The organism is Jiella sp. M17.18 (genome assembly GCF_041027365.1).
In the GTDB taxonomy this organism is placed as follows: Bacteria; Pseudomonadota; Alphaproteobacteria; order Rhizobiales; family Rhizobiaceae; genus VKMB-3413.
Genome location: NZ_JBFTEH010000005.1, coordinates 288,024 through 308,442, shown reverse-complemented (window position 1 = coordinate 308,442; position 20,419 = coordinate 288,024). Strand labels below are relative to the sequence as shown.

The following is a 20,419-nucleotide window of genomic DNA, read 5'->3' as shown; positions in this document are numbered from 1 at the left end:
ATGGTGCGCCGCCGGGCGCGCCCGGCGTGCGGCCGCGATCAGATCGTGCCTGCGGTCCGGTCGAGGAAGTCGTGGAAATGGACCACCACGCCCTCGTCGTCGGCAAAGATCACCGCATAGGCCGGCGGTTCGAGGCTGGCGACGAAGCGATCGGAGAACTGCAGCGCCGTCTGCTGACTGGTGCCGCGCAGCGCGGTGAAGGGCAGGCCGCGCCAGCTTCCCGAGACCGGGCGGTGGACATGGCCGGCGAAGACATGGCGGACATTGCCGTTCCGTGCCGCGACCTCAGCGAAGGCATCGGCGTCCGCGAGGCCGACACCGTCGAGGGCCGGCATGTGCAGTTTGAACGGCGGATGGTGGGCGAAGACCAGGCAGTCGCGGCCCTTCGCCTCCGCTAACTGCCGGTCGAGGAAGGCGAGTCTCTCCTCGCAGAGTTCGCCCTCGACCGCGCCCGCTTTCAGCGTATCCAGCAGGACCAGCCGGCCGGCCGGCAGGTCGACGCTCTTCTGCACGAATCGGCCGGTAGAATGCGCGTCGCCGAAGACCGCGCGGAAGGCGTCGCGATCGTCGTGATTGCCGAGCATCAGATGCACGGGCAGCGGCAGCGCTTCGACGCGTTCGGCGAGCGCGCGGTAGGCGCTTTCCTCGCCATCGTGGGTGAGGTCGCCCGAGATCACCACGGCTTCGGCGTCGGCGTGGTTGGCGGCGATGTCGGCGAAGCAGGCGTCGAGGCGCTCCAGCGGGTCGAGGCCGAAGAGCGTCTCGCTGGGCTGAACGAGATGGACGTCGGTGACCTGGATGAGCTTCATGAGCGGTCTCCTTCGAGCATCGGATGGCCGGATCGGGCGCTGCGGCGAGGCACCAGCCGCGCCGGCACGCGAAGGGTGAGGGGCGGCGCGGCGGGGTCGGCCTGCCGGCGGACGAGCAGCGCGATGGCCTGTGCCGCCATCGTCTCCGGATCCTGCTGGAAGGTGGTGAGGGCATAGGCCTCCCAGCCGGCCTGCGGCACGTCGTCGAAGCCGATGACGGCGAGATCCCCCGGGATCGTCAGGCCGAGGCCCAGCCGGGCGTGGTCCATCGCGCCCATTGCCAGGAGGTCGTTGACGGCGTAGAGCGCCTTCGGCCGGGCCTCGGCGAAGAGGGTCCGCGCGGCTTCCTGCCCGCCGGCATAGTCGGCCTCGGCGCCCTGCGCGAAGATCACGTCGCCGCCGCGCCGCCCGACCGCGCGGCGGAAGGCGTCCTCGCGCTCGGCAATGCTCTGCGTGCCGGAGCGCGCGCCGATCAGGCCGACCGGCCCACCGGCGGACAGCGCCAGCAGACGCTCCGCCGCCTCGTCCCCGGCCGCCGCATTGTCGGCGAGGACGCCGTCGAGGTCGGGTTCCGTGCGGCCGATCAGGATGACCGGCTGGCCGTTGCGTCTCGCGCCCTCCAGCATCGGCGCCGGGGGCGAGCCGGAGATGACGATCGTCGCCTCGGCGCGGTAGCCGAGCAGGATGCCCTGCGCCGCCGCGACTTCCTGTGGGGTGTCGCCGGTGTTGATCAGGACGGGAACGCTGCCGCGGGCGATCAGCGCCTTGGCGAGCGCCGCGACGAGATGCGCGCGGAAGCCGAGGTCCGGCCGCGTGCCGACCAGGCCGACGAGCCGGCTCTGGCGGGCGAGCAGGCCGCGCGCGAGGTCGTTGACCTGGTAGCCGAGTTCTTCCGCCGCCTTGATCACCCGCTCGCGGGTCTCGCGACCGATGCTGGCGCCGGGCGTGAAGGCGCGCGAGACGGCCGAGCGCGACACGCCAGCGCGGTCCGCCACCTGCTGCGCGCTGACGAAGCTCGGCCCGGCCGGCGGCGGTCTGGTCTGATCGTTCGCCATGGAGTCTGCCTATCGCCCCACCTTGGCGAGGACGTCTGCCCGCAGGAAACGCTCGACCACCAGCATGAACAGGATGGAGGGCACGAGCAGGAGAAGCGCGGTGATCGACGCCGTCTGATAATTGCCGCCGGCCCCGGCGGTGTAGAGGAGAAGCGGCAGCGTGGTGACGTCGGGGGCGCCGACGAAATAGCTGCCGGTGAACTCGTCGAGCGATTCCAGGAAGACGAAGATGCCGCTGGCGATGATGCCCGGCATGGCGAGCGGCAGGGTCACGTCGAAGAAGGCGCGCAGCGGCCCGGCGCCGATCGAGCGGGCGGCCTGCTCCAGCTCCTCGTCGACCGCGGCGAAGGCGGCGGTCGCGATCCAGATGGCGTAGACGAGGCCGTGGGTGACGTGGACCAGCACGACGCCCAGGATCGTGCCGTTGAGCCCGATGCCGTAGAACAGCCGGGCGATGTTGACGTAGACCGGCATCTCCGGAAAGGCCTGCGGGATCAGGAAGGCGATGAGGATGAGGCTGCGCAGCGGCAGCTTCAGCCGGGCCAGCGAATAGGCGGCGGGAACCGCGAGCGCCAGCGAGCCGGCGACGGCGAGAAGCGCGATGACGATGCTGTTCGACAGCGAGGTGAGCGCGCCGCCGCGAGGCTCGAAGACCCGGCCCCAGAACTCGAAGCCGTATTGCAGCGGCAGGATGTGCGGGTAGTACCAGCGCTCGGCGAAGGCCCAGAGCAACAGGTTCGCCAGCGGCCCGAAGATGACGAAGGCGAGGAGGCCGAGGCAGAGCGCGCGCGGCAGCCAGCGCAGGTTCGGACGGAATCGCGCGAAGGATGGGGCGCGAGAGACGGCGAGGCTCATCGCGACCGCTCCCTGACGCTCTGCCGCAGATAGGCGAAGGCCACCGCGAAGGTCATCGCCAGCGAGATCAGGCCCAGCGCGTCGGCGACGCCGTAGTCGCCATAGGCGTTGATGCGGAAGGCCATGTCGGCGGTGATCATGGTCGGCGTCTGGGCGCTGATCATCAGCGGCACCGAGAGCACCGACATCATGGTGACGAAGGAGAGGATCATCCCGACGAGGAGGGTCCCGCGGACCTGCGGCACGACGATCTCGACGAGGATCCTGAGGCGAGAGGCCCCGAGATTGCGCGCCGCCTCGATCGTGCCGCGATCGAGCGCGGCCATGGCGCCGGCGACCAGCAGCGCGACGAAGGGTGTCTGCTTCCAGACGAAGGCGATGACGATGCCGCGCCAGTCGAGGAAGCTCGTCGTCTGCAGCGGCGTCAGCAGGCCGGCGGCGACGAGGAGATTGTTCATCAGCCCGTTCTTGGCGAGGAAGGTCCGCATGATCTGGCCGACGACGATGAAGGGAATGAACAGCGGCCAGCGATAGAGCCAGCGCAGGATCGCGACGGCGCGCGGATTCTCGCCGAGCGTCAGATAGCCGCCGATGATGATCGAGAAGAGCGCGATCAGGACGGTCGAGAGCGACACGATCGCCAGCGTGTAGAGGATGTCGGTGGCGTAGAGCTCCCAGACCTTGGCGAAATTGCCGAGGCCCGCGCCCGCCTCCGTCTCGAAGGCGCCGGTGACCGACGTCGTCAGCGGATAGACGAAGAGCAGGAGGATGGTCAGGAGGGCCGGCAGGACGAGGCCGAGACCGACGAGGCGTTCGCGCATCAGATCATCGCAGCGGGGAAGGGATATCGAAGGGGGCTCGGCCCGGATCCGGGAAGCCGCCCGCGTCGCGGGCGGCTCCCTCCTCGGATCGCCTAGTTGGCGACGTTCTTCTCATAGGCTTCGAGGATCGCGTTGTTGTAGGGCGCGATCGGGAAGGGCTTGGCGTATTTCGCCAGGTCTTCCGGCGTCACGTCCTTGAACAGCTTGTCCCAGGTCGCCTGGTCGAGCTCGGGCTTGACGTATTTCGCGTCGATGCCCGGGTACCAGTTGAAGCGCTTGACGATGCCTTCCGCCTGGACCTTCGGCGACGTGGCGAGTTCGACGAACTTCTCGGCGAGCTGAGGGTTCGGGGCACCCTTCGGGATGACGTAGTGCATCGGCTGGCCGGGCATGCCCGGCGCCGGCAGGACCAGCTTGAAGTTCGGCGGCAGCTTTCCGTCGGCCTGCCAGGAATAGAACATGTCGACCCAGACGGGGCCCATGGCGATCTCGCCGCGCGACAACATGTCGAGCGTGCCGGCATTGCCGGGGGTGAGCGTCGCGACCTGGTTGAAGTCCTTCAGCTTCTGGAGGGCGGCGTCCCACTTCTTCGTCTGGCTCTCCTCGAAGGGTCCGTTCATCAGCTGCTTGGCGTCGCCGTCGCCGAAGGCGTAGATCCAGCCCATGACGAAGGACACGCCGGACGCGCCGCCCTTGATGCCGTTATAGCCGAACTCTTTCGGGTGCGCCTTCGCCCAGTCGGCGATCTCGGAATAGCTCTTCGGCGGGTTCTTCACGAGGTCGGGATTGTAGGCGATCGCCGTCTGGCTGGAGAACATCGGCATGACATAGCCGTCGACATTGGTGCCGAGCGCCATCTTGGCCTTGTCCGACGTGACCAGCTTGCCGGTCGAGATGTCCGAGCGGTACTTCTTCAGGAAGCCCTTCTCGACCATCGGCCCGACGAACTTCTCGTGGACGACGGCGACGTCGGTGTCCCACTTTTCGTTGCCGGACTGGGCCTCGAAGCGCTCGAGGATCTTCTGTGAGCCGGCGTCGCCGGGGCCGGTGCCGACGGCGCGGACGGTGTCGCCCGGGTTCTGCTTTTCGAAGAGCGGCCCGAGATACTGGTTGATGTAGTCGACCATGTTGGTGTCGCCGGCGGTGACGACGGTGAGCTGGGCGGCCGAGGCCGGCAGCGCCAGGGCACCGGCCATCAGGCCGGCGAGGAGAAGCGTTTTCATCTTACGTGACTCCGTGAATGAAGGGTGGGGTCTTCCGGGTCATCCCGCCCTCCCGCTGGATGGCGCGGGCGGACGGGAATGGGGGAGGGCGGGCTCGGGAGCCGGGCCGAAGAGGAAAAGGTGTTCGGCCGGCACGCGAACCGTCACCGCGGTGCCGGGCGGCGTCGCGGCGGCTGCGTCGACCAGAATGTCGCGTTCGCCGATCGAGACGACGTGGCGCCAGAGGCCGCCGGGATAGGAGACGCCGCGCACCGTGCCGAAGAAGTCGGCGAAGCCTTCGCAGGGCGCCGCCCGGCCGGCTTCGAGCCGGGCCGCCTCGGCGCGGAAGCGTGCCTCCACCGGGCCCGACGCGAGCGGCCGCCCGTCGCGCGGCAGGACGGCGGCCGCATTGGCGGCTCCGGCGGCGACGGTGATGCGCTCGCCCGTGACCGCGACGGTCAGCGGCAGGACGTTCTCGGCGCCCATGAAGGCGGCGACGAAGGCCGAGGCCGGCCGATTGTAGACGGCCTCCGGCGTGCCCTGCTGGGCGATCCGCCCGCGGTCGAGAATGACGATCCGGTCGGCCATCACCATCGCCTCCTCACGGTCGTGGGTGACGTGGACAGCGGTGATGCCGAGCCGCTTCTGCAGCTGCCGGATCTCCTGTCGAACGCTCAGCCGCACCCGCGCGTCGAGATTGGACAGGGGCTCGTCGAGGAGCAGGATCTCCGGCGAGACGGCGAGGGCGCGTCCGAGCGCGACGCGCTGGCGCTGGCCGCCCGACAGCTCGCTCGGGCGGCGCTCGCCGAGGCCGTCGAGGCCGAGCATCGCCATCACGTCGGCCACCCGGCGAGCGATCTCGGCGCGGGCGAGGCGACGCAGCTTCAGCCCGTAGCCGATATTGGCGGCGACGCTCATATGCGGCCACAGCGCATAGGACTGGAAGACCAGCGCCATGCCGCGCCGGTCCGGCGAGAGGGCGGTGATGTCCTCGCCGGCGAGGCTGACCGTGCCGGAGCGGGGGCTGGCGAAGCCGGCGATGGTGCGCAGGAGCGTGGTCTTGCCGCAGCCGGACGAGCCGAGCAGGGCGACGAATTCGCCCTTGGCGACGCTGAGGCTCAGGCCGTCGAGGACCGTAGTGCGACCGTAGCCCACCTCGACGCGATCGACCCTGAGAAACGAGGCGGAGTCCATCGAAATCCCCGTTGCACGGCTGTGCAATGCGCAGTGAAACACCTTTTGCCGGCGTTTGGTAGCGGCAGTTTGATACGCCTGTGTGACAGCCGAGGGTCGACGCGGGGACGGGTGCGATCCGGTCGAGACGAGCGTGCACCCCGGGGGCACCGCCAGCCGGATCGCTGCGGCGGCCGACGGCGGAGGCGGCGACGTCTCAGCGGATGCCGGCGCGCAGAAAGCTCTGGATGAAGGCGCGCTGGAAGATCAGGAACAGGATCATCAGTGGCGCCGAGGTCATCAGCGCGGCGGCGGTGATGACCGACCAGTCGATGCCCTGGTCGACCGAGGCGAAGACCTGCAGCCCGACCGTCAGCGGCCGCGTCTCGACCGAATTCGTCACGATCAGCGGCCAGAGGAAGTTGTTCCAGTGATAGCTGACCGAGACGAGGCCGTAGGCGACGTAGACCGGCCGGGCGAGCGGCAGATAGACCCGCAGGATCGTCTGCAGCGTGCTCGCGCCCTCGAGCCGCGCCGCATCGTCGAGCTCCTTCGGGATCGTCTTGAAGGCCTGGCGCAGCAGGAAGATGCCGAAGGCCGAGGCGACATAGGGGATGCCGATGCCGGTCAGCGTGTCGATCAGGCCGAGGCTGTGCAGCGTGCGGTAGTTCTCGACGATCAGGACGTCCGGCGTCACCATCAGCTGGACGAGGATCAGCGCGAACAGGACGGAGCTGCCGCGAAAGTTCCAGCGGGCAAGCGCGAAGGCGGCGAGCGTGCAGACGACGAACTGCGCCAGCATGATGCCGGTGACGAGGATCGCCGTGTTCAGGAAGTAGCGGGCGAAGGGCGCGGCGACCCAGGCGCGCGCAAAATTGTGGAGGGTCAGCGGCGCGGTGAGCGAGAAGTCGGTGGCGTAGGCCGAGGGGTGAAAGGCCGCCCACAGCGCGTAGAGGATCGGCAGCGCCCAGATCAGGCCGGCAAGCCAGGCGGCGCCGGCGACTGCGAACCGTCCCACGCGTTCGGCGGTCGTTGTGCGCCTCATCGATAGTGGATCCTGCGGTCGAGCAGGAAGAACTGCGCGATCGCCACGGCCGCCAGCACGATCAGGAGCACGCTCGACAGCGCCGCGGCATAGCCGGAATCCCAGAACGAGAAGGCGACCTGGTAGATGTAGAAGAGCAGGAGGCTCGTCGCATTGTTCGGGCCGCCGCCGGTCATCGCGATCACCTGGTCGACGATACGGAAGGCGTTGATCAGCGCGTTGATCGCGACGAACAGGGTCGTCGGCATCACCAGCGGCCAGGTGATGCGGGAGAACACCTGCCAGCGCGAGGCGTTCTCCAGCCGCGCTGCTTCGTAGAGGTCGAGCGGCACCTGCTGCAGGGCAGCGAGGAAGAAGATCATGAAGAAGCCGGACTCCTTCCAGATCGTCACCGCCATCAGGCAGGGCAGGGCCGTTGCCGGCGTGCCGAGCCAGTTGGTGCTCGCGCCCCCGAAGAGATGCGCGATCTGGTCGAGCAGGCCGTAGCCGGGGGTGTAGAAGAACAGCCAGATATTGGCCGCGGCGATCATCGGCAGGACGGTCGGCGTGAAGAAGGCGAGCCGCAGGGCGGCGCGGCCGGGGATCCTGCCGTTCACCCAGAGCGCCATCACGAGCGCCAGCGCGATCGAGATCGGCACGGTGACGACGGCATAGGCGAGGTTGTTCCAGAAGGCCTGCCAGAAGATCGGATCCGCGACCATCGCGGCATAGTGGTCGAGGCCGACGAAGTGCGACGGGCGGCGCCCGCGCGGCGTCGAGTAGAAGCTGTCGACGAAGGTCGCGACCGCCGGAACATGCGTGAAGCCGGCGAGCAGCACGATCGCCGGCAAAGCGAGGAGCCAGCCCTGCAGATGGATGTTCCAGCCGGTCTTGCGCGTGGTTGTCATGTCGGGCTCGACGATGGCCGGCGCCGCGCCGGAAAGCTGCGGCGCCGACCTCCGGTTTCGGTCAGTCCTGGAAGGGCTTCAGGATGCGGTCGGCTTCCTGCTGGGCCTGGTCGAGCGCGGGCCTGGCCTGGCTCGTGCCGGTGAGGATCGCCTGCAGCGCGTCGTTCAGCGCCTTGGTCACGCGCTGGTTCTCATGCGTCGAGAGCTCGGCCTTGGCGACCTTCAGCTGGTCGCGCGCGACGGCCGCCGCCGGGAAGTCCTTGACATAGGTCTGCATGCGGTCCGTCTGCCAGGCGTCCGGCCGGGTGGCGATGTAGCCGGTCGCAATGCCCCAATCGGCGGCCCGGTCCTTGGTGGTGAGGAAGTGCGCGAACTTCAGCGCCGCCGCTTCCTTGTCCTTGTTGCCGGTGTCGAAGAGGTAGACGTTGCCGCCGCCGGTCGGCGAGCCGCCCTGCACCTTCTTCGGCAGTTCGGCGACGCCGAAGTCGAAGGGGGCGTTCTTGCGGACGTTGGTGAGGTTGCCGGTCGTCGTCCACATGATCGCGGTCTTGCCCTGGAAGAAATCCTTGGGCGTCGTTCCCCAGTCGATGATGCCGGTCGGCTCGATCTTGTCCTTCTGGCCGAGATCGGCCCAGAACTGCGCGGCCTCGACGACCTTGTCGCCGTTATAGTTGACCTTGGTGCCGTTCTGGTTGGCGAGGTCGGCGCCGTTCTCGATCGCCAGCGCCTGGAACAGCCAGTAGGGGAAGCCGGAAGAGGGAATCTCGAGGCCCCACTGCGTGACGTTGCCGGAGGCGTCCGTCTTCGTCAGCTTCTGGCCCATCTGGACGAGTTCGTCCCAAGTCTGCGGCGCATGGTTCGGGTCGAGCCCAGCCTTCTTGAAGGCGTCCTTGTTGTAGTACTGGACGATGGTCGAGCGCTGGAACGGCACGCCCCAGGTGTGGCCGTCCGCCTGGCTGTTCGCCATGAAGGCCGGGTAGAACGCGTTCAGCCACTCCTTGTCGGCGTCGGATTTCGCGACGTCGTCATAGGCGAGGATCATGTTGGCATCGATCAGCGTGAACATGTCCGTCGACAGGAGCACGGCGACGTCCGGCGCGTTGCCGGCCCGCGCGGCGGTCATCGCCTTGACGATCGAGTCCTGGTAGCTGCCGGTGTAGACCGGCTTCACCGTGATGTTCGGGTTGGCCTTCTCGAACTCGGAGACATAGCCGTCGATGATCTTGGTGATCGGGCCGCCGACGGCGATCGGATAGTAGAAGCTGATCTCGGTCGCGGCATGAGCCGGCGCGGCGAGCGCCGAGGTGACGAGAGCGGCTCCGGCGAGAGCCCTGGCGATGCGGTTCATGGCGTGACTGTCCCCTGTTGACGGATCTGGTGGGTGGTTGCGCCGCCGGAGCAGCCGGCGGATTCGAGGCGGCGTCCGCTGGCCGCGTCGAAGAGGTGCATGGCGGTGCGGTCCCAGCCGAGCGCGACGGTTTCGCCGGGGTGCGGGGCTTCGGCGCCCCGGACCCGCGCGACGATCTCGCGGCCGCCGAGCCGGCAGGTCACCAGCGCGTCGGCGCCGAGATATTCGACCGACACCGTCTCCGCCTTCGGGCCGCCGGGCTGGAGACTGCCGGCCGGCGCCAGGGCGACGTCCTCCGGCCGCAGCCCGAGCACCAGGCCGCGACCCGGACGATCGAGGACGGCCGGACCCTCGACGCCGGCGATGACGGCGCCGCGTCCGTCCGGCGTGTCGGCGAGGTCGAAGACGTTCATCGCGGAGCCGCCGACGAAGCGGGCGGCGAAGAGGCTCGCGGGCCGCTCGTACAGACCGGCCGGCGTGTCGTCCTGTTCGATCCTGCCGCCGCGCATGAGGATGACCTGGTCGGCCATGCTCATCGCCTCGGTCTGGTCGTGGGTGACGTAGATCATGGTGACGCCGAGGCGCTGCTGCAGCGCGCGGATCTCGCGGCGCAGATCCTGGCGCAGCTGGGCGTCGAGGTTGGATAGCGGCTCGTCGAGGAGGCACACCGGCGCCTCGGCGATCAGGGCACGGCCGAGGGCGACGCGCTGCTGCTGGCCGCCGGAGAGTTGCGCCGGCTTGCGGTCGAGCAGGGGCGCGAGGCCGAGGAGCTCGGCGACCTTTGCCAGCCGGTCGCGCTGCCCGGACTTCGGCACCTTGCGGACCGACAGGCCGAAGGTGATGTTGTCGGCGACGGAGAGGTGCGGGAACAGGGCATAGGACTGGAAGACCATGGCGACGCCGCGCGCCGCGCCGGCACGGCCGCCGACATCCGCGCCGCCGATGGCGATCTCGCCCAAGGTCGGCTCGTCCAGCCCGGCGATCATCCGCAGCGTGGTGGACTTTCCGCAGCCGGAGGGCCCGAGAAGCACGGCAAGGCTCCCCTTGCGGACCGTGAACGAGACGTCGTCCACCGCCCGCGAGGGACCCCAAGCCTTCGTCAAGGATCGAACGGCGACCTCTGCCACACCCGTTTCCCGCTTCGCAAAGCTGTGCGGACGAGGTCCGCCGAGCGGCGCGGGTAGCAGCCCTGCATGACAGCTCCGTGAAGGGGAAGCGGTCGCAGGGCGGGAAGCGCAGGATCAGAATGCGCGAACGGCGCCCCCGGTTACCGGAGCCGCCGTTCCAGAACGCGTCGCTGAGGCTGGCCTTACAGGGCGGCCATGTAGGTCGGCAGATCGTCGAGCGTCTTGACCACGATCATCTGCTTCACGCGGCCCTGCTTGAAGGCCTGGAGAAAGCGCGCGTAGTTCTTGAAGACGACGCAGCCGTTCGACTGGGAGCGGTCGTTGCCCGGGCCGATATACATGTAGGGATGGGCCAGCAGCCCGTCGCGATTGAACTTCTTGCGGCCGTCGGCCGGAAGCAGCCGGATCGCCTCGGCGCCGTGGAAGCGGCTCTCGCGCAGGACGAGGTTGTAAATGTTCGGCGGCGTCGGCCCGCGGTTCTTCTGGTTCACGTAGCGCGGGTTGTCCTGCATCTGGCCGAGCCCGGAATGCGCTTCCAGGCGCCCGTCTCCCGGCAGGTACACCGTCGCCGAAGAGATGTCGTACACGGCGACGCGGCTGCCCGGGCCGGGCAGGGAGGACGAGCCGCCATTGGCGTGGAACAGGCGGTGGAAGAAGCTTCCGATGCCGGACTGGCCGCTGTCCTGCGGAGCCGCGGCGGCGCCGGCGTCCGGCCGGGCATAGGCGACGACCGGGGTGGGCTTCTGCACCGGCCGCTTCTCGGGCCGGGGCGCCTCGATCGCGGCGACCGCATTCGGCTGCGGCACGCTGCGGGGCGGCGCCACGTCCTGCGGCTCCAGGCTCGCGACACGCACCGGCCGCTGTGGCGGCGCTTCCGGGCGTTCGGACGGAACCGCGACCGCGGAAGGTCCGGGCGGAAGCGAGTCCGGCTCGGACGGGCGGTTTTCTGCCGGCTCTGCGACTTCGGCCTGTATCTCGGACGAGATCGAGCTGCGGAAGGACGGCACGGGAACGTTTCCATCCGTCGGAAGCATGGCGAGAGGCGCCACCTCGTCGGAGGATGCGTCGGCGCCGAGACCCGGACGAGGATCCAGTGAAGCGACCTGCACCGCCTCCTTGGCCTGCGGCGGATCGGACGGTGTCGGAACGATCTTGGCGAAGAGGCTGGCCGCCGCGACGGCCTTCTCGGATCCGCCGGCCGTCAGCCGCGCATTGAGCAGAGCCGTGCTCGGCGGCGTCGCTGTCTCGGGCGCGTATGCGACGCTCTGGAGCAGCGGGCCACGGCTACGCGCGCCGGCTCTGCCCGGCCCTTTCGCGCTCGCCACCTGCCGCTCGGGAGCGGCCGGTCGGCTGAAGACGCGACCGCCGCGCTCGGCGAGATCGGCCGAATGGAAGACGCGCGAGCTGCGGTCGGCCTCGGCAACGCCCCACCGGCCCGCCGAACCCGTCGTCGCCGACGGAGCTTCGGCCTGCGCCAGCATGACGCCCTGCGGGATTTCGTCCGCTCCGCGCTCTGGATGCGAAGCATGGCTTGTCGTCAGGACGGTCGTTGCCGAAAACACCGCAACGCCGATCCAAGCAGCATGCCGTGACGCGCTTCGCGCTTTGCGCGAAGTCTTGCGTGCGTCCGGCCGCGCCCCCTCGAGATTTGCTGCAGTCAATCGCTTCCCCTGTCGCGACGCTCAGATCAATTTCGCTGCGAGTCCCCTCGGCACGTGTCCGGCATCACCCTGCCGGCCGGTCCGATCGCTGCCATTGAGTATGACAAATCTTGGTAACCAATTCCTTTCAGCAGGTCGATCCGTCCTTCGGTCCGATCGGCTGACCCCGCTACGAAGCAGTGCCTTTATGTCGATCTCATGGAATCCGCCGTTATTCTTCCGCAAAAGATTCGAGGCGTGCAACCGTCTTCGCACGGCCGCAAAGCGTTAAGTAAGCGTGAAGAGAGCGCCAGCTTAGCGGGAGGGCTTGGCCGCGGCGGGCCCACATGCCCGAGGGGAAGAAGCCGCTCCGGTTCGGCTAAGAGCCTGAGAGGATTGACGTGGGCACGCCGCGAGGCGGCGGGATGAGCCAAGAGCCGCGGGCAGGACATCCCGCGATCGCTCGGCCGAGGCGGGGTGCGGGAACGCCGTCAGGCGCCTTTTGACTTCGGCGCGATATCGATGGCCGCGACCTGAAATTCGCAGAGATGCCGCCGAAGATGGCGCGGCCGCACCGACGGCAGCCGGCGACGCGCCGCGCCCAGATCGGCCTCGGCGAGGCGGTGGCATCATGGCCGGCAGAGCAAGTCCGACGAGGCGGGTCCGGGAAGCTGCCGTCGATCCTGCGGAGGTCGGGGGCGTCGGACCGTCAGGCCGAGAGGCCGGGCGAATGCCCTAGCTCGCCTTGGCGGTGAAGGGCGCCTCTTCCACGCTCTGGGCGCCCGGCTCCTGTGTCGGCTCCCGCCGCTGCGCGGCCGCCTCGTCGTCGAGGCGCATGGCGAGACCGGCGGCAGCACATTCGCTCATGATCAGACGGATGAGCATCAGCCGGCGCGCGGATCCGTCGTAGCCGAGTTTGCGGCCGATGCGGTCGGCGAGTTCCGGCACGTCGATGAACGACCCGCTGCCCGCGCGCGCCACGTGCGACTTCACCACTTCCCTCAACGTCCTGTCCATCTGATTCCCTCGTCCCTCGACTGCAGCCTCATGCAGGTCGCGGGTTCATGCCGCATTCAAGATTGTGAATTTCGCCGCAGATCGCTCGCGCCGGTATGCTGCGCGGGCCGTCCGGGCGGAGACGTCCCCTCCGCCCGCGTCGCCGGCCTACCGACCGATTGCGGCAGCATTGACTCCGCCGAACCCGGCGGCGTCCCTACGCGCCTCCCCGGCGCCGGACCGAGCGCCGCGGTAGCGGGAACGCCGGCGCCGATGTCCGGCCGTCCGGCTCGGATCAGACGCGTTCCATCGCCACGGCGATCCCCTGGCCGACGCCGATGCACATGGTCGCGAGCGCGAGGCGCTTGCCGGTCTCGGCGAGTTCCAGCGCCGCCGTGCCGGTGATGCGCGCCCCCGAAGCGCCGAGCGGGTGGCCGATGGCGATGGCGCCGCCGTTCGGGTTCACATGGGCGGCGTCCTCGGCGATGCCGAGATCGCGGAGCACCGCGATCCCCTGGCTGGCGAAGGCCTCGTTCAGTTCGACGACATCGAAGTCGCTCGGCTTCAGGCCGAGCCGCTCGCAGAGCTTCTTCGAGGCGGGCGCCGGGCCCATGCCCATGATCCGGGGCGGAACGCCGGCGGTCGCACCGCCGAGAATGCGCGCGATCGGCGTCAGTCCGAAGCGCCTGGCCGCCGCCTCGCTGGCGACGATGAGCGCCGCCGCGCCGTCGTTGACGCCCGAGGCGTTGCCCGCGGTGACCGAGCCGCCCTCCTTGCGGAAGGGCGTCGGAAGCCGGGCGAGCTTCTCCAGCGTGGTGTCGCCGCGCGGATGCTCGTCGGTGTCGACGATGCGCGGATCGCCCTTGCGCTGCGGAATGGTGACGGGCGCGATCTCCTTGGCGAGCCGGCCGGACGCTTGAGCCGCTGCCGTCTTCTGTTGCGAGCGCAGCGCGAAGGCGTCCTGGTCCGCGCGCGAGACGGCGAAGTCGGCGGCGACGTTCTCGCCGGTCTCCGGCATGGAATCGACGCCGTACTGGCTCTTCATGACCGGATTGACGAAGCGCCAGCCGATGGTCGTGTCGTAGATCGAGGCGTCGCGGGAATAGGCCGTCTCGGCCTTCGGCATGACGAAGGGCGCCCGGGACATCGATTCGACGCCGCCGGCGATGGCGAGCTCGATCTCGCCGGCGCGAATGGCCCGGGCGGCCGTGACGACCGCGTCCATCCCGGAGCCGCAGAGGCGGTTCAGCGTCACGCCGGGGACGCTGACCGGCAGGCCGGCGAGGAGGGCGGACATGCGTGCGACGTTGCGGTTGTCCTCGCCCGCCTGGTTGGCGCAGCCGTAGAACACCTCTTCCACCGCTTCCCAATCGACCGAGGCGTTCCGCTCCATCAGCGCCCTGATCGGAACCGCGCCGAGATCGTCCGCGCGCACCGAGGCGAGGGCGCCGGCGAAGCGTCCGAAGGGGGTGCGGATGTAATCGCAGATGAAGGCGTCGGCCATGATGTCGCTGTCCCCGAATGATCAGTCGGCCGCGTTATGGCGCGACCGCCGGCAAAAGAAAATGCCCGCCGAGGATGCCGGCGCGGCGGAGGCGCGCGGCTGGCAGGCACCGGTGCCTGGGGCCGAGCCCGTCACCCGATGCTGTGGTCGTCATCGCCCGGCGCAGGGACGGGCGCCGCGGCCGTCCGCGCCGCGACGGTCCGACGCGCCCGGTAAAGGCGCCGCACGCGCCCTTCCAGCGCGTCCGGGGTCTCGGCGTAGAGACGGCGCGCGGCATCGCGTGCGCTCTGGCGGAGTTCGCTCTGCCGCCGGTCCATCAGGCCGAGCACCACGGTCAGTTCCTCGTGCGAGCCGAAGGTCTTGGGATCGGCGGCAAGGGCCGCTCGGAAGACCGCATAGTCGTGGTCGAGGCCGAGATCGTCGCCGATGCCCTTGGCGGCTTCCGCCATCGGCCGGAACACCTCCGGCCAGAGCGGCGCGATCAGGCGGAAATGCATCGAGGCGTATTTCGCGCGCTTGCGCAGATCGTGAAAGATCTCCGCCTGTGGCTGCTTCTCGGTGAGCCGCAGCGCCTTGCGGCCGCGGCGGTGGGTCCGGGCGATTCCCGCAGCGACGATCTTGGCGGGATCGGCCCGCTTGGGAAACGTCAGCCGATCCAGCCGCTCGCGCGCGTCCCGAAGGACCTCGCGCACCCGGGCAAGCGTCGGTGCCAGATCGCCTTCTTCGGCTGCGGCGGCATCGCGCTGCGCGACCAGGCGATCGCGGACCGTGCGGAACGGCGCGACCTTCACCTCGTCCTTGAACCGCTCGCCGAGCGCGTCCACCGCCTCCACCAGCGCCGCCTTGTCGCGGACGACCGAGAGTTCGCGGGCGGTGTCGCGGAACTGCGCGTTCTCCGCGTCATAGAAGTCGGCGTCCGCATCCTTCACCAGCCGGATCAGGCCGCGCAGCTTCTTGAACCGCTTGCGCGCGTCGTGGATGGCCTCGTGCGGGTCCTCGCCTCCCTCGCCGAGGCTCTTTTCGATCTTGCGGATCTGCTCCTTCGCAATGCGGCGGATTTCCTCGTCCAACGGCTGGGTCGGGTCGATCTCGTAGGCCATGCGGTCGGCGTCTCCTGTGCTTGCGGCGAAATGTGGTTGCGGCGGACGCGACCGCAAGCCGCCGTGTTCGGGACCGCTTTCGGGTCCGCAGCCTTCATGCCGGGGATCTCGACCCTCGCCGGAACTCGGTCAGACATGTCGGGGAATCCCGCGTCCCTCAGCTCCGCCCTGACGATGACCGGGCGCGGCGGTCCGCCGGCGGCCTGCATGTTCTTGACCTGTTCCTGCCTCTGCATTACCCCGGCTTCAGGACCGCGTGGCGGTTCGACGGAACGCCGCTGGGCGCAGGAGCGATGGGCAAGGCCTTGAACGACGATCGGAAAGCAGTGGCGGACGGGGAGCGCACCTCCATCGCGTCGAGACGCGGCGCGGCGCGGCGGAACCGATGATCGGCAAGCTGAAGGGCACGATCGACGAGATCGGCGAGGACCATGCCGTCGTCGACGTCCATGGCGTCGGCTACGTCGCCTTCTGCGGGGCGCGGACGCTGGCGGCGCTGCCTGGCGTGGGCGAGGCGGCCATCCTGTTCATCGAGACGGTGGTGCGCGAGGACGCGATCCGTCTCTACGGCTTCCCGTCGGCGGCCGAGCGGGACTGGTTCCGCCTGCTGCAGACCGTCCAGGGCGTCGGCGCCAAGGTGGCGCTGGCGGTGGTCGGCACGCTGTCCCCCGGCGACCTCGCCAACGCCGTCGCGCTGCAGGACAAGGCGATGGTGGCCCGCGCCCCGGGCGTCGGCCCGAGGGTCGCGGCGCGCATCGTCGCGGAGCTGAAGGACAAGGTTCCCGCCTTCTCCGGAGCTGGCGCCGAGGAGAGCTTCGGCCTGAAGCGCGACATCGGCGGGGGCACCGCCGCAGCGCCGGTCGCCGACGCCGTCTCGGCCCTCGTCAATCTCGGCTATTCCCGCGACCAGGCGGCGAACGCCGTCGCGGCAGCGGTCAAGGAGGCCGGCGAAGGCGCCGAGAGCGCCAAGCTGATCCGGCTGGGACTGAAGGCGCTGAGCCGGAATTGACGATGGACGTGAGGCGCATTCCTTACTATCTTCGCTCGTAAGGAGTTGCTTGGAGGTAAGGATATGTCCGCGGTGACGACGATGACCTCGAAGGGGCAGATGACGATCCCAAAGGAAATCCGGGAGCAACTTGCACTGCACGCAGGGACGCGGTGCGATGTCTCCGTGGTCGACGGATCCGTTGTTCTGACGCCACGTCGCCTTCGGATTGCGGATCTTGCAGGATTCCTCGGAAATCCACTGGGACGTGCCCTGACGGTCGGGGAAATGGATGATGCCATTGCAGAAGCGGTGGCGGACGACGACGAGCGGATCAAGCGCGAGTGGAACGAAGCGCGTGATGATCGGAGTTGATACGAACGTCCTGCTTCGTTTCATCCTGGCGGACGACCCCGCGCAGCATGATCGGGCTGCCGAATTCTTTACTGCAAGAACGAGGGCCGAGCCGGCGTTTGTGTCGATTGTCGTCTTGATAGAAGCAGTCTGGTACCTTCGGCAGGTCGCAAAAGTTCGGTCCGAAGCCGTTGCCACCGCGTTCTTGAACTTGTTGTCGCTTGAGGAAATTCGGTTCGAGGACAGGGATTATCTGCAGGATCTGTTCGCGGATCGGGAGAAAGTCAAAGCCGGCATCTCGGACTATCTGATCGCTCGCGCCAGCCGTCGCGCCGGATGCATGCACACTGTCACCTTCGACCAGAAGGCCGCTCGGGACATTTCCGGTATGGAACTCCTCGCATGAGCGAGACCGCGCGCCTGATGTCGGCTGACAAACGCGGCGAGGACGTCGATGCGACGCTGCGACCGCAGCGGCTCGACGAGTTCGTCGGCCAGGCCGCGGCCCGCGCCAATCTGAAGGTCTTCATCGAGGCGGCGAAGGCGCGCGGCGAGGCGCTCGACCACGTGCTCTTCGTCGGGCCGCCCGGCCTCGGCAAGACGACGCTCGCGCAGATCATGGCGAAGGAGCTCGGCGTCAACTTCCGCTCGACCTCCGGCCCGGTGATCGCCAAGGCCGGCGATCTCGCCGCGCTGCTCACCAATCTGGAGGAGCGCGACGTCCTGTTCATCGACGAGATCCACCGCCTGTCGCCGGCGGTGGAGGAAATCCTCTACCCCGCGATGGAGGACTTCCAGCTCGACCTCATCATCGGCGAGGGGCCGGCGGCGCGCTCGGTGAAGATCGACCTGTCGAAGTTCACCCTCGTCGCCGCGACGACGCGCCTCGGCCTCTTGACGACGCCGCTGCGCGACCGCTTCGGCATCCCGGTGCGCCTCAACTTCTATACGGTCGAGGAACTGGAGCAGATCGTCACCCGCGGCGCGCGGCTGATGAGCCAGCCGATGAGCGAGGACGGCGCCAGGGAGATCGCCCGCCGGGCGCGGGGCACGCCGCGCATCGCCGGCCGGCTCCTGCGCCGGGTGCGCGACTTCGCCCATGTCGCGGGCGCCGAGACGGTGAACCGCCGCGTCGCCGACGAAGCGCTGTCGCGGCTCGAGGTCGACAGCCTCGGCCTCGACCAGCTCGACCGGCGCTATCTCGACCTCATCGCGCTGAACTTCGGCGGCGGCCCCGTCGGCATCGAGACGATCGCCGCGGCACTGTCGGAGCCGCGCGACGCCATCGAGGACATCGTCGAGCCCTATCTCCTGCAGCAGGGCTTCCTGCAGCGCACGCCGCGCGGCCGGCTGCTGACCCAGCATGCCTTCCGCCATCTGGGGCTCGCCGTGCCGAGCACCTACCAAGGCGTGCAGTCGAGCCTGTTCGAGGAGGGCGGCGAGGGCTGAGTGCGGCGCGCCGGCGCTCAGGCGGCGTCGCGCGACACGCCGCCGTCCCGCCTCCGGCGCTCCGCGAACAGCGCCTCCACCAGTGCCCGGCAGTGCTCCTGCGAGGGCGGTTCGGCGAAGAGGATGCGGTAGACGATCGGCGCAACGACGCCGTCCATGATCGCCTCCAGATCGGGAAAGGCTTCGCTGCGTCCGGCGGCGCGTTCGGCGAGCGTCAGCATCTGCCGGCGCACGATGTCGCAGCATTGGCCCGGGATGTTGGCGCCCGAACGGCTCGCGAGGATGTCGCGATACATCTGGCGCCCGACATCGCTCGCCATCTCCTCAGCATATTGCTCCGCCCAGGCGGCGAGATCGCTCTTGGCCGAACCGGTGTCCTGCGGCTCGCCGTCGGGCCGGATGCGCTCCATGGCGACATCCGCCAAGAGCTCGGCCAGGTCGCCCCAGCGGCGATAGATGGTCGAGGGCGTCACCTTGGCGCGATCGGCGATGGCCGGAATGGTGATCTCCGAGCGATCGACCTCGGCGAGCAGCGATCGCACGGCCGCGTGGACTGCGGCCTGGACCCTGGCGCTACGGCCGCCCGGCCGGCTCACGGGCTTCGGTGACATGGCTTCCACTCCCTCGGACGAGCCCGAAGCACGGGGCGCCGAATTTTGTTATCGCAAAATATTTGCGTTTAGGCCGGAGGGGCGCTAGATGGAGAACGCAAAGAATTCGCTTTAAGGAAGATAGGCGCATGTCCACCCCTTCCGCAACCACCTCCGCCGCTGCGCATCCGGCCGCGCTCCGCTTCTACGGGCTGACGCTCGGCGCGTTCTTCGCGGCCTCCGCCGCGCCGACGCCGCTCTACCGCCTCTACCAGGAGATCTTCGCGATCTCGCCGCTCCTCGTGACGCTGATCTTCGCGATCTATGCGTTCAGCCTGCTCGCCGCGTTGCTCGTCGTCGGCTCGATCTCCGACCATGTCGGCCGCCGGCCCGCGATCGCCGCGGCCCTGGCGGTGCAGGCGGTGGCCCTTCTCCTGTTCCTGTTTGCGGAGAATGTCTGGTTTCTGCTCGCGGCCCGCCTCGTCCAGGGTTTCGCCACCGGGGCGGCGGCGAGCACGCTCGGCGCCGCGCTCGCCGATGCGGACGCAAGGCGCGGGCCGCTGGTCAACAGCCTCTCGCCGCTGCTCGGCATGACGGTGGGGGCGCTCGTCACCGGTGCCCTCGTGCAGTTCGGACCTGAGCCGATGCGGCTCGTCTACGCGCTGCTCCTGGCCGTCGTCGTCGCGCAGCTCGCTCTTCTGCGAACGATGCCCGAGACGGCCTCGCTCAGGCCGGGGCTCGCCGCCTCCCTGCGGCCGCAGGTACGCATCCCGTCGGAGGCGCGGCGGGCCATGGCGATCATCACGCCGATCAACGTCGCGCTCTGGGTGCTCGGCGGCTTCTATCTGTCGCTGATGCCCTCGCTGATCGTCCGGGCGACGGGGCAGCAATCGGAACTCCTCGGCGGCGCGGTCGTTGCCGCGCTGATGCTGAGCGGGGCGACGGCGGTGTTTTCGCTGCGGCGATACCCTCCGGCGCGTGCTTTGACCGTCGGCGCGCCGGCGACCGTTGCCGGCATCGGCACGCTCGTCGCCGGAGTCCATACGGGTTCGGTGCCGGTGCTCTTCCTCGGCACGGCGATCGCCGGCATCGGCTTCGGCGCGAGCTTCCTCGGCTGCCTCGGGACGGTGGTTCCGCTGGCGCCGGCCGACCAGCGGGCGGAGCTTCTCTCGGCATTCTATGTCGAGAGCTATCTCGCCTTCAGCGTTCCCGCCATCGTCGCCGGCTTCCTCGCCAGCGCGATCGGCATCCAGAGGACGACCGACATCTATGCCGCCGGCATCCTGCTGCTCGTCGCGGCCGGCTTCGCCGGGCGCTCGATGTTTGGGCTCGAGCCGCGGGCGGTGGCTGTCCCGGCGGCTTGCCCCGCCGAAAGGGCGGCGGCCTGCGGCAACGGCTGACGCCGGGCGGACGCCGGCTGAACGCCGCATCGGCCGGCGGCGTGACCGCCGGCCGGTCCCGCTGTATCCAGACGAC

At 69.1% G+C, this 20,419-nt stretch carries 20 protein-coding genes; 5 read left to right on the top strand and 15 right to left on the bottom strand.

Annotated features, from left to right (window positions below; genetic code table 11):
- Nucleotides 1-38 precede the first annotated feature (38 nt).
- The 14 genes from AB5S17_RS12175 to AB5S17_RS12110 form a co-directional block, all read right to left on the bottom strand.
- Nucleotides 39-809, bottom strand: coding sequence for a phosphodiesterase (locus AB5S17_RS12175; RefSeq protein ID WP_369239646.1), 771 nt, complete (start codon nucleotides 807-809; stop codon nucleotides 39-41).
- Complete coding sequence (locus AB5S17_RS12170) at nucleotides 806-1,864, bottom strand: LacI family DNA-binding transcriptional regulator (RefSeq protein WP_369239644.1); 1,059 nt, start codon at nucleotides 1,862-1,864, stop codon at nucleotides 806-808. Before AB5S17_RS12170 ends, AB5S17_RS12175 begins: the two co-directional genes overlap by 4 nt.
- 9 nt (nucleotides 1,865-1,873) lie before the next feature.
- Nucleotides 1,874-2,719, bottom strand: a complete 846-nt coding sequence (locus AB5S17_RS12165; RefSeq protein ID WP_369239642.1) for an ABC transporter permease — start codon at nucleotides 2,717-2,719, stop codon at nucleotides 1,874-1,876.
- A complete protein-coding gene (locus AB5S17_RS12160; RefSeq protein ID WP_369239637.1) occupies nucleotides 2,716-3,540 on the bottom strand; it encodes an ABC transporter permease in 825 nt (274 codons plus the stop codon). The genes AB5S17_RS12165 and AB5S17_RS12160 overlap by 4 nt, the downstream gene beginning before the upstream one ends.
- Nucleotides 3,541-3,632: 92 nt before the next feature.
- A complete protein-coding gene (locus AB5S17_RS12155) occupies nucleotides 3,633-4,763 on the bottom strand; it encodes an extracellular solute-binding protein (RefSeq protein WP_369239635.1) in 1,131 nt (376 codons plus the stop codon).
- A 39-nt stretch (nucleotides 4,764-4,802) separates the two neighbouring features.
- Complete coding sequence (locus AB5S17_RS12150) at nucleotides 4,803-5,936, bottom strand: ABC transporter ATP-binding protein (RefSeq protein ID WP_369239633.1); 1,134 nt, start codon at nucleotides 5,934-5,936, stop codon at nucleotides 4,803-4,805.
- Nucleotides 5,937-6,132: 196 nt separating this feature from the next.
- Nucleotides 6,133-6,960 carry a carbohydrate ABC transporter permease gene (locus AB5S17_RS12145; protein ID WP_369239631.1) on the bottom strand — a complete coding sequence of 276 codons (828 nt, stop codon included), beginning with the start codon at nucleotides 6,958-6,960 and terminating at the stop codon, nucleotides 6,133-6,135.
- Nucleotides 6,957-7,847 (bottom strand): carbohydrate ABC transporter permease, encoded by an 891-nt coding sequence (locus AB5S17_RS12140; protein WP_369239629.1) that lies wholly within the window; start codon nucleotides 7,845-7,847, stop codon nucleotides 6,957-6,959. Before AB5S17_RS12140 ends, AB5S17_RS12145 begins: the two co-directional genes overlap by 4 nt.
- A 61-nt stretch (nucleotides 7,848-7,908) precedes the next feature.
- Nucleotides 7,909-9,195, bottom strand: coding sequence for an ABC transporter substrate-binding protein (locus AB5S17_RS12135; RefSeq protein WP_369239627.1), 1,287 nt, complete (start codon nucleotides 9,193-9,195; stop codon nucleotides 7,909-7,911).
- Nucleotides 9,192-10,322 (bottom strand): ABC transporter ATP-binding protein, encoded by a 1,131-nt coding sequence (locus AB5S17_RS12130; protein ID WP_369239625.1) that lies wholly within the window; start codon nucleotides 10,320-10,322, stop codon nucleotides 9,192-9,194. Before AB5S17_RS12130 ends, AB5S17_RS12135 begins: the two co-directional genes overlap by 4 nt.
- A gap of 182 nt (nucleotides 10,323-10,504) precedes the next feature.
- A complete protein-coding gene (locus AB5S17_RS12125; RefSeq protein ID WP_369239623.1) occupies nucleotides 10,505-11,803 on the bottom strand; it encodes a tlde1 domain-containing protein in 1,299 nt (432 codons plus the stop codon).
- 894 nt (nucleotides 11,804-12,697) lie between these two features.
- Complete coding sequence (locus AB5S17_RS12120) at nucleotides 12,698-12,979, bottom strand: hypothetical protein (RefSeq protein ID WP_369239621.1); 282 nt, start codon at nucleotides 12,977-12,979, stop codon at nucleotides 12,698-12,700.
- Between the two features lie 274 nt (nucleotides 12,980-13,253).
- On the bottom strand, nucleotides 13,254-14,462 hold the full coding sequence (gene pcaF, locus AB5S17_RS12115) for a 3-oxoadipyl-CoA thiolase (RefSeq protein ID WP_369239619.1): 1,209 nt from the start codon (nucleotides 14,460-14,462) through the stop codon (nucleotides 13,254-13,256).
- Nucleotides 14,463-14,593: 131 nt separating this feature from the next.
- The gene (locus AB5S17_RS12110) at nucleotides 14,594-15,562 is read right to left on the bottom strand and encodes a CHAD domain-containing protein (RefSeq protein ID WP_369239617.1); all 969 of its coding nucleotides are present in this window, start codon (nucleotides 15,560-15,562) and stop codon (nucleotides 14,594-14,596) included.
- A 385-nt stretch (nucleotides 15,563-15,947) separates the two neighbouring features.
- On the opposite strand from AB5S17_RS12110, the gene ruvA reads away from it, so the two are divergent.
- From ruvA to ruvB, 4 genes are all read left to right on the top strand, one after another.
- Entirely contained in the window at nucleotides 15,948-16,571 is a 624-nt protein-coding gene (ruvA, locus tag AB5S17_RS12105; protein ID WP_369239615.1) for a Holliday junction branch migration protein RuvA, read from the top strand.
- A gap of 63 nt (nucleotides 16,572-16,634) precedes the next feature.
- On the top strand, nucleotides 16,635-16,925 hold the full coding sequence (locus AB5S17_RS12100) for an AbrB/MazE/SpoVT family DNA-binding domain-containing protein (RefSeq protein WP_369239613.1): 291 nt from the start codon (nucleotides 16,635-16,637) through the stop codon (nucleotides 16,923-16,925).
- The gene (locus tag AB5S17_RS12095; RefSeq protein ID WP_369239611.1) at nucleotides 16,912-17,310 is read left to right on the top strand and encodes a PIN domain-containing protein; all 399 of its coding nucleotides are present in this window, start codon (nucleotides 16,912-16,914) and stop codon (nucleotides 17,308-17,310) included. Before AB5S17_RS12100 ends, AB5S17_RS12095 begins: the two co-directional genes overlap by 14 nt.
- Nucleotides 17,307-18,353 (top strand): Holliday junction branch migration DNA helicase RuvB, encoded by a 1,047-nt coding sequence (gene ruvB / locus AB5S17_RS12090; RefSeq protein WP_369239609.1) that lies wholly within the window; start codon nucleotides 17,307-17,309, stop codon nucleotides 18,351-18,353. Before AB5S17_RS12095 ends, ruvB begins: the two co-directional genes overlap by 4 nt.
- A 17-nt stretch (nucleotides 18,354-18,370) precedes the next feature.
- On the opposite strand, the gene AB5S17_RS12085 is transcribed toward ruvB, so the two are convergent.
- Nucleotides 18,371-18,964, bottom strand: coding sequence for a TetR/AcrR family transcriptional regulator (locus AB5S17_RS12085; RefSeq protein ID WP_369239607.1), 594 nt, complete (start codon nucleotides 18,962-18,964; stop codon nucleotides 18,371-18,373).
- A 128-nt stretch (nucleotides 18,965-19,092) separates the two neighbouring features.
- On the opposite strand from AB5S17_RS12085, the gene AB5S17_RS12080 reads away from it, so the two are divergent.
- Entirely contained in the window at nucleotides 19,093-20,343 is a 1,251-nt protein-coding gene (locus AB5S17_RS12080; protein ID WP_369239605.1) for an MFS transporter, read from the top strand.
- The last annotated feature ends 76 nt before the right edge of the window (nucleotides 20,344-20,419 follow it).

Bases quoted from the DNA above. Each gene is read 5' to 3' on its own strand.
- AB5S17_RS12175 (WP_369239646.1), bottom strand. From the start codon at position 809: ATGAAGCTCATCCAGGTCACCGACGTCCATCTCGTTCAGCCCAGCGAG.
- AB5S17_RS12170 (WP_369239644.1), bottom strand. From the start codon at position 1,864: ATGGCGAACGATCAGACCAGACCGCCGCCGGCCGGGCCGAGCTTCGTC.
- AB5S17_RS12165 (WP_369239642.1), bottom strand. From the start codon at position 2,719: ATGAGCCTCGCCGTCTCTCGCGCCCCATCCTTCGCGCGATTCCGTCCG.
- AB5S17_RS12160 (WP_369239637.1), bottom strand. From the start codon at position 3,540: ATGCGCGAACGCCTCGTCGGTCTCGGCCTCGTCCTGCCGGCCCTCCTG.
- AB5S17_RS12155 (WP_369239635.1), bottom strand. From the start codon at position 4,763: ATGAAAACGCTTCTCCTCGCCGGCCTGATGGCCGGTGCCCTGGCGCTG.
- AB5S17_RS12150 (WP_369239633.1), bottom strand. From the start codon at position 5,936: ATGGACTCCGCCTCGTTTCTCAGGGTCGATCGCGTCGAGGTGGGCTAC.
- AB5S17_RS12145 (WP_369239631.1), bottom strand. From the start codon at position 6,960: ATGAGGCGCACAACGACCGCCGAACGCGTGGGACGGTTCGCAGTCGCC.
- AB5S17_RS12140 (WP_369239629.1), bottom strand. From the start codon at position 7,847: ATGACAACCACGCGCAAGACCGGCTGGAACATCCATCTGCAGGGCTGG.
- AB5S17_RS12135 (WP_369239627.1), bottom strand. From the start codon at position 9,195: ATGAACCGCATCGCCAGGGCTCTCGCCGGAGCCGCTCTCGTCACCTCG.
- AB5S17_RS12125 (WP_369239623.1), bottom strand. From the start codon at position 11,803: ATGCTGGCGCAGGCCGAAGCTCCGTCGGCGACGACGGGTTCGGCGGGC.
- AB5S17_RS12120 (WP_369239621.1), bottom strand. From the start codon at position 12,979: ATGGACAGGACGTTGAGGGAAGTGGTGAAGTCGCACGTGGCGCGCGCG.
- pcaF (WP_369239619.1), bottom strand. From the start codon at position 14,462: ATGGCCGACGCCTTCATCTGCGATTACATCCGCACCCCCTTCGGACGC.
- AB5S17_RS12110 (WP_369239617.1), bottom strand. From the start codon at position 15,562: ATGGCCTACGAGATCGACCCGACCCAGCCGTTGGACGAGGAAATCCGC.
- ruvA (WP_369239615.1), top strand. From the start codon at position 15,948: ATGATCGGCAAGCTGAAGGGCACGATCGACGAGATCGGCGAGGACCAT.
- AB5S17_RS12100 (WP_369239613.1), top strand. From the start codon at position 16,635: ATGTCCGCGGTGACGACGATGACCTCGAAGGGGCAGATGACGATCCCA.
- AB5S17_RS12095 (WP_369239611.1), top strand. From the start codon at position 16,912: ATGATCGGAGTTGATACGAACGTCCTGCTTCGTTTCATCCTGGCGGAC.
- ruvB (WP_369239609.1), top strand. From the start codon at position 17,307: ATGAGCGAGACCGCGCGCCTGATGTCGGCTGACAAACGCGGCGAGGAC.
- AB5S17_RS12085 (WP_369239607.1), bottom strand. From the start codon at position 18,964: ATGTCACCGAAGCCCGTGAGCCGGCCGGGCGGCCGTAGCGCCAGGGTC.
- AB5S17_RS12080 (WP_369239605.1), top strand. From the start codon at position 19,093: ATGTCCACCCCTTCCGCAACCACCTCCGCCGCTGCGCATCCGGCCGCG.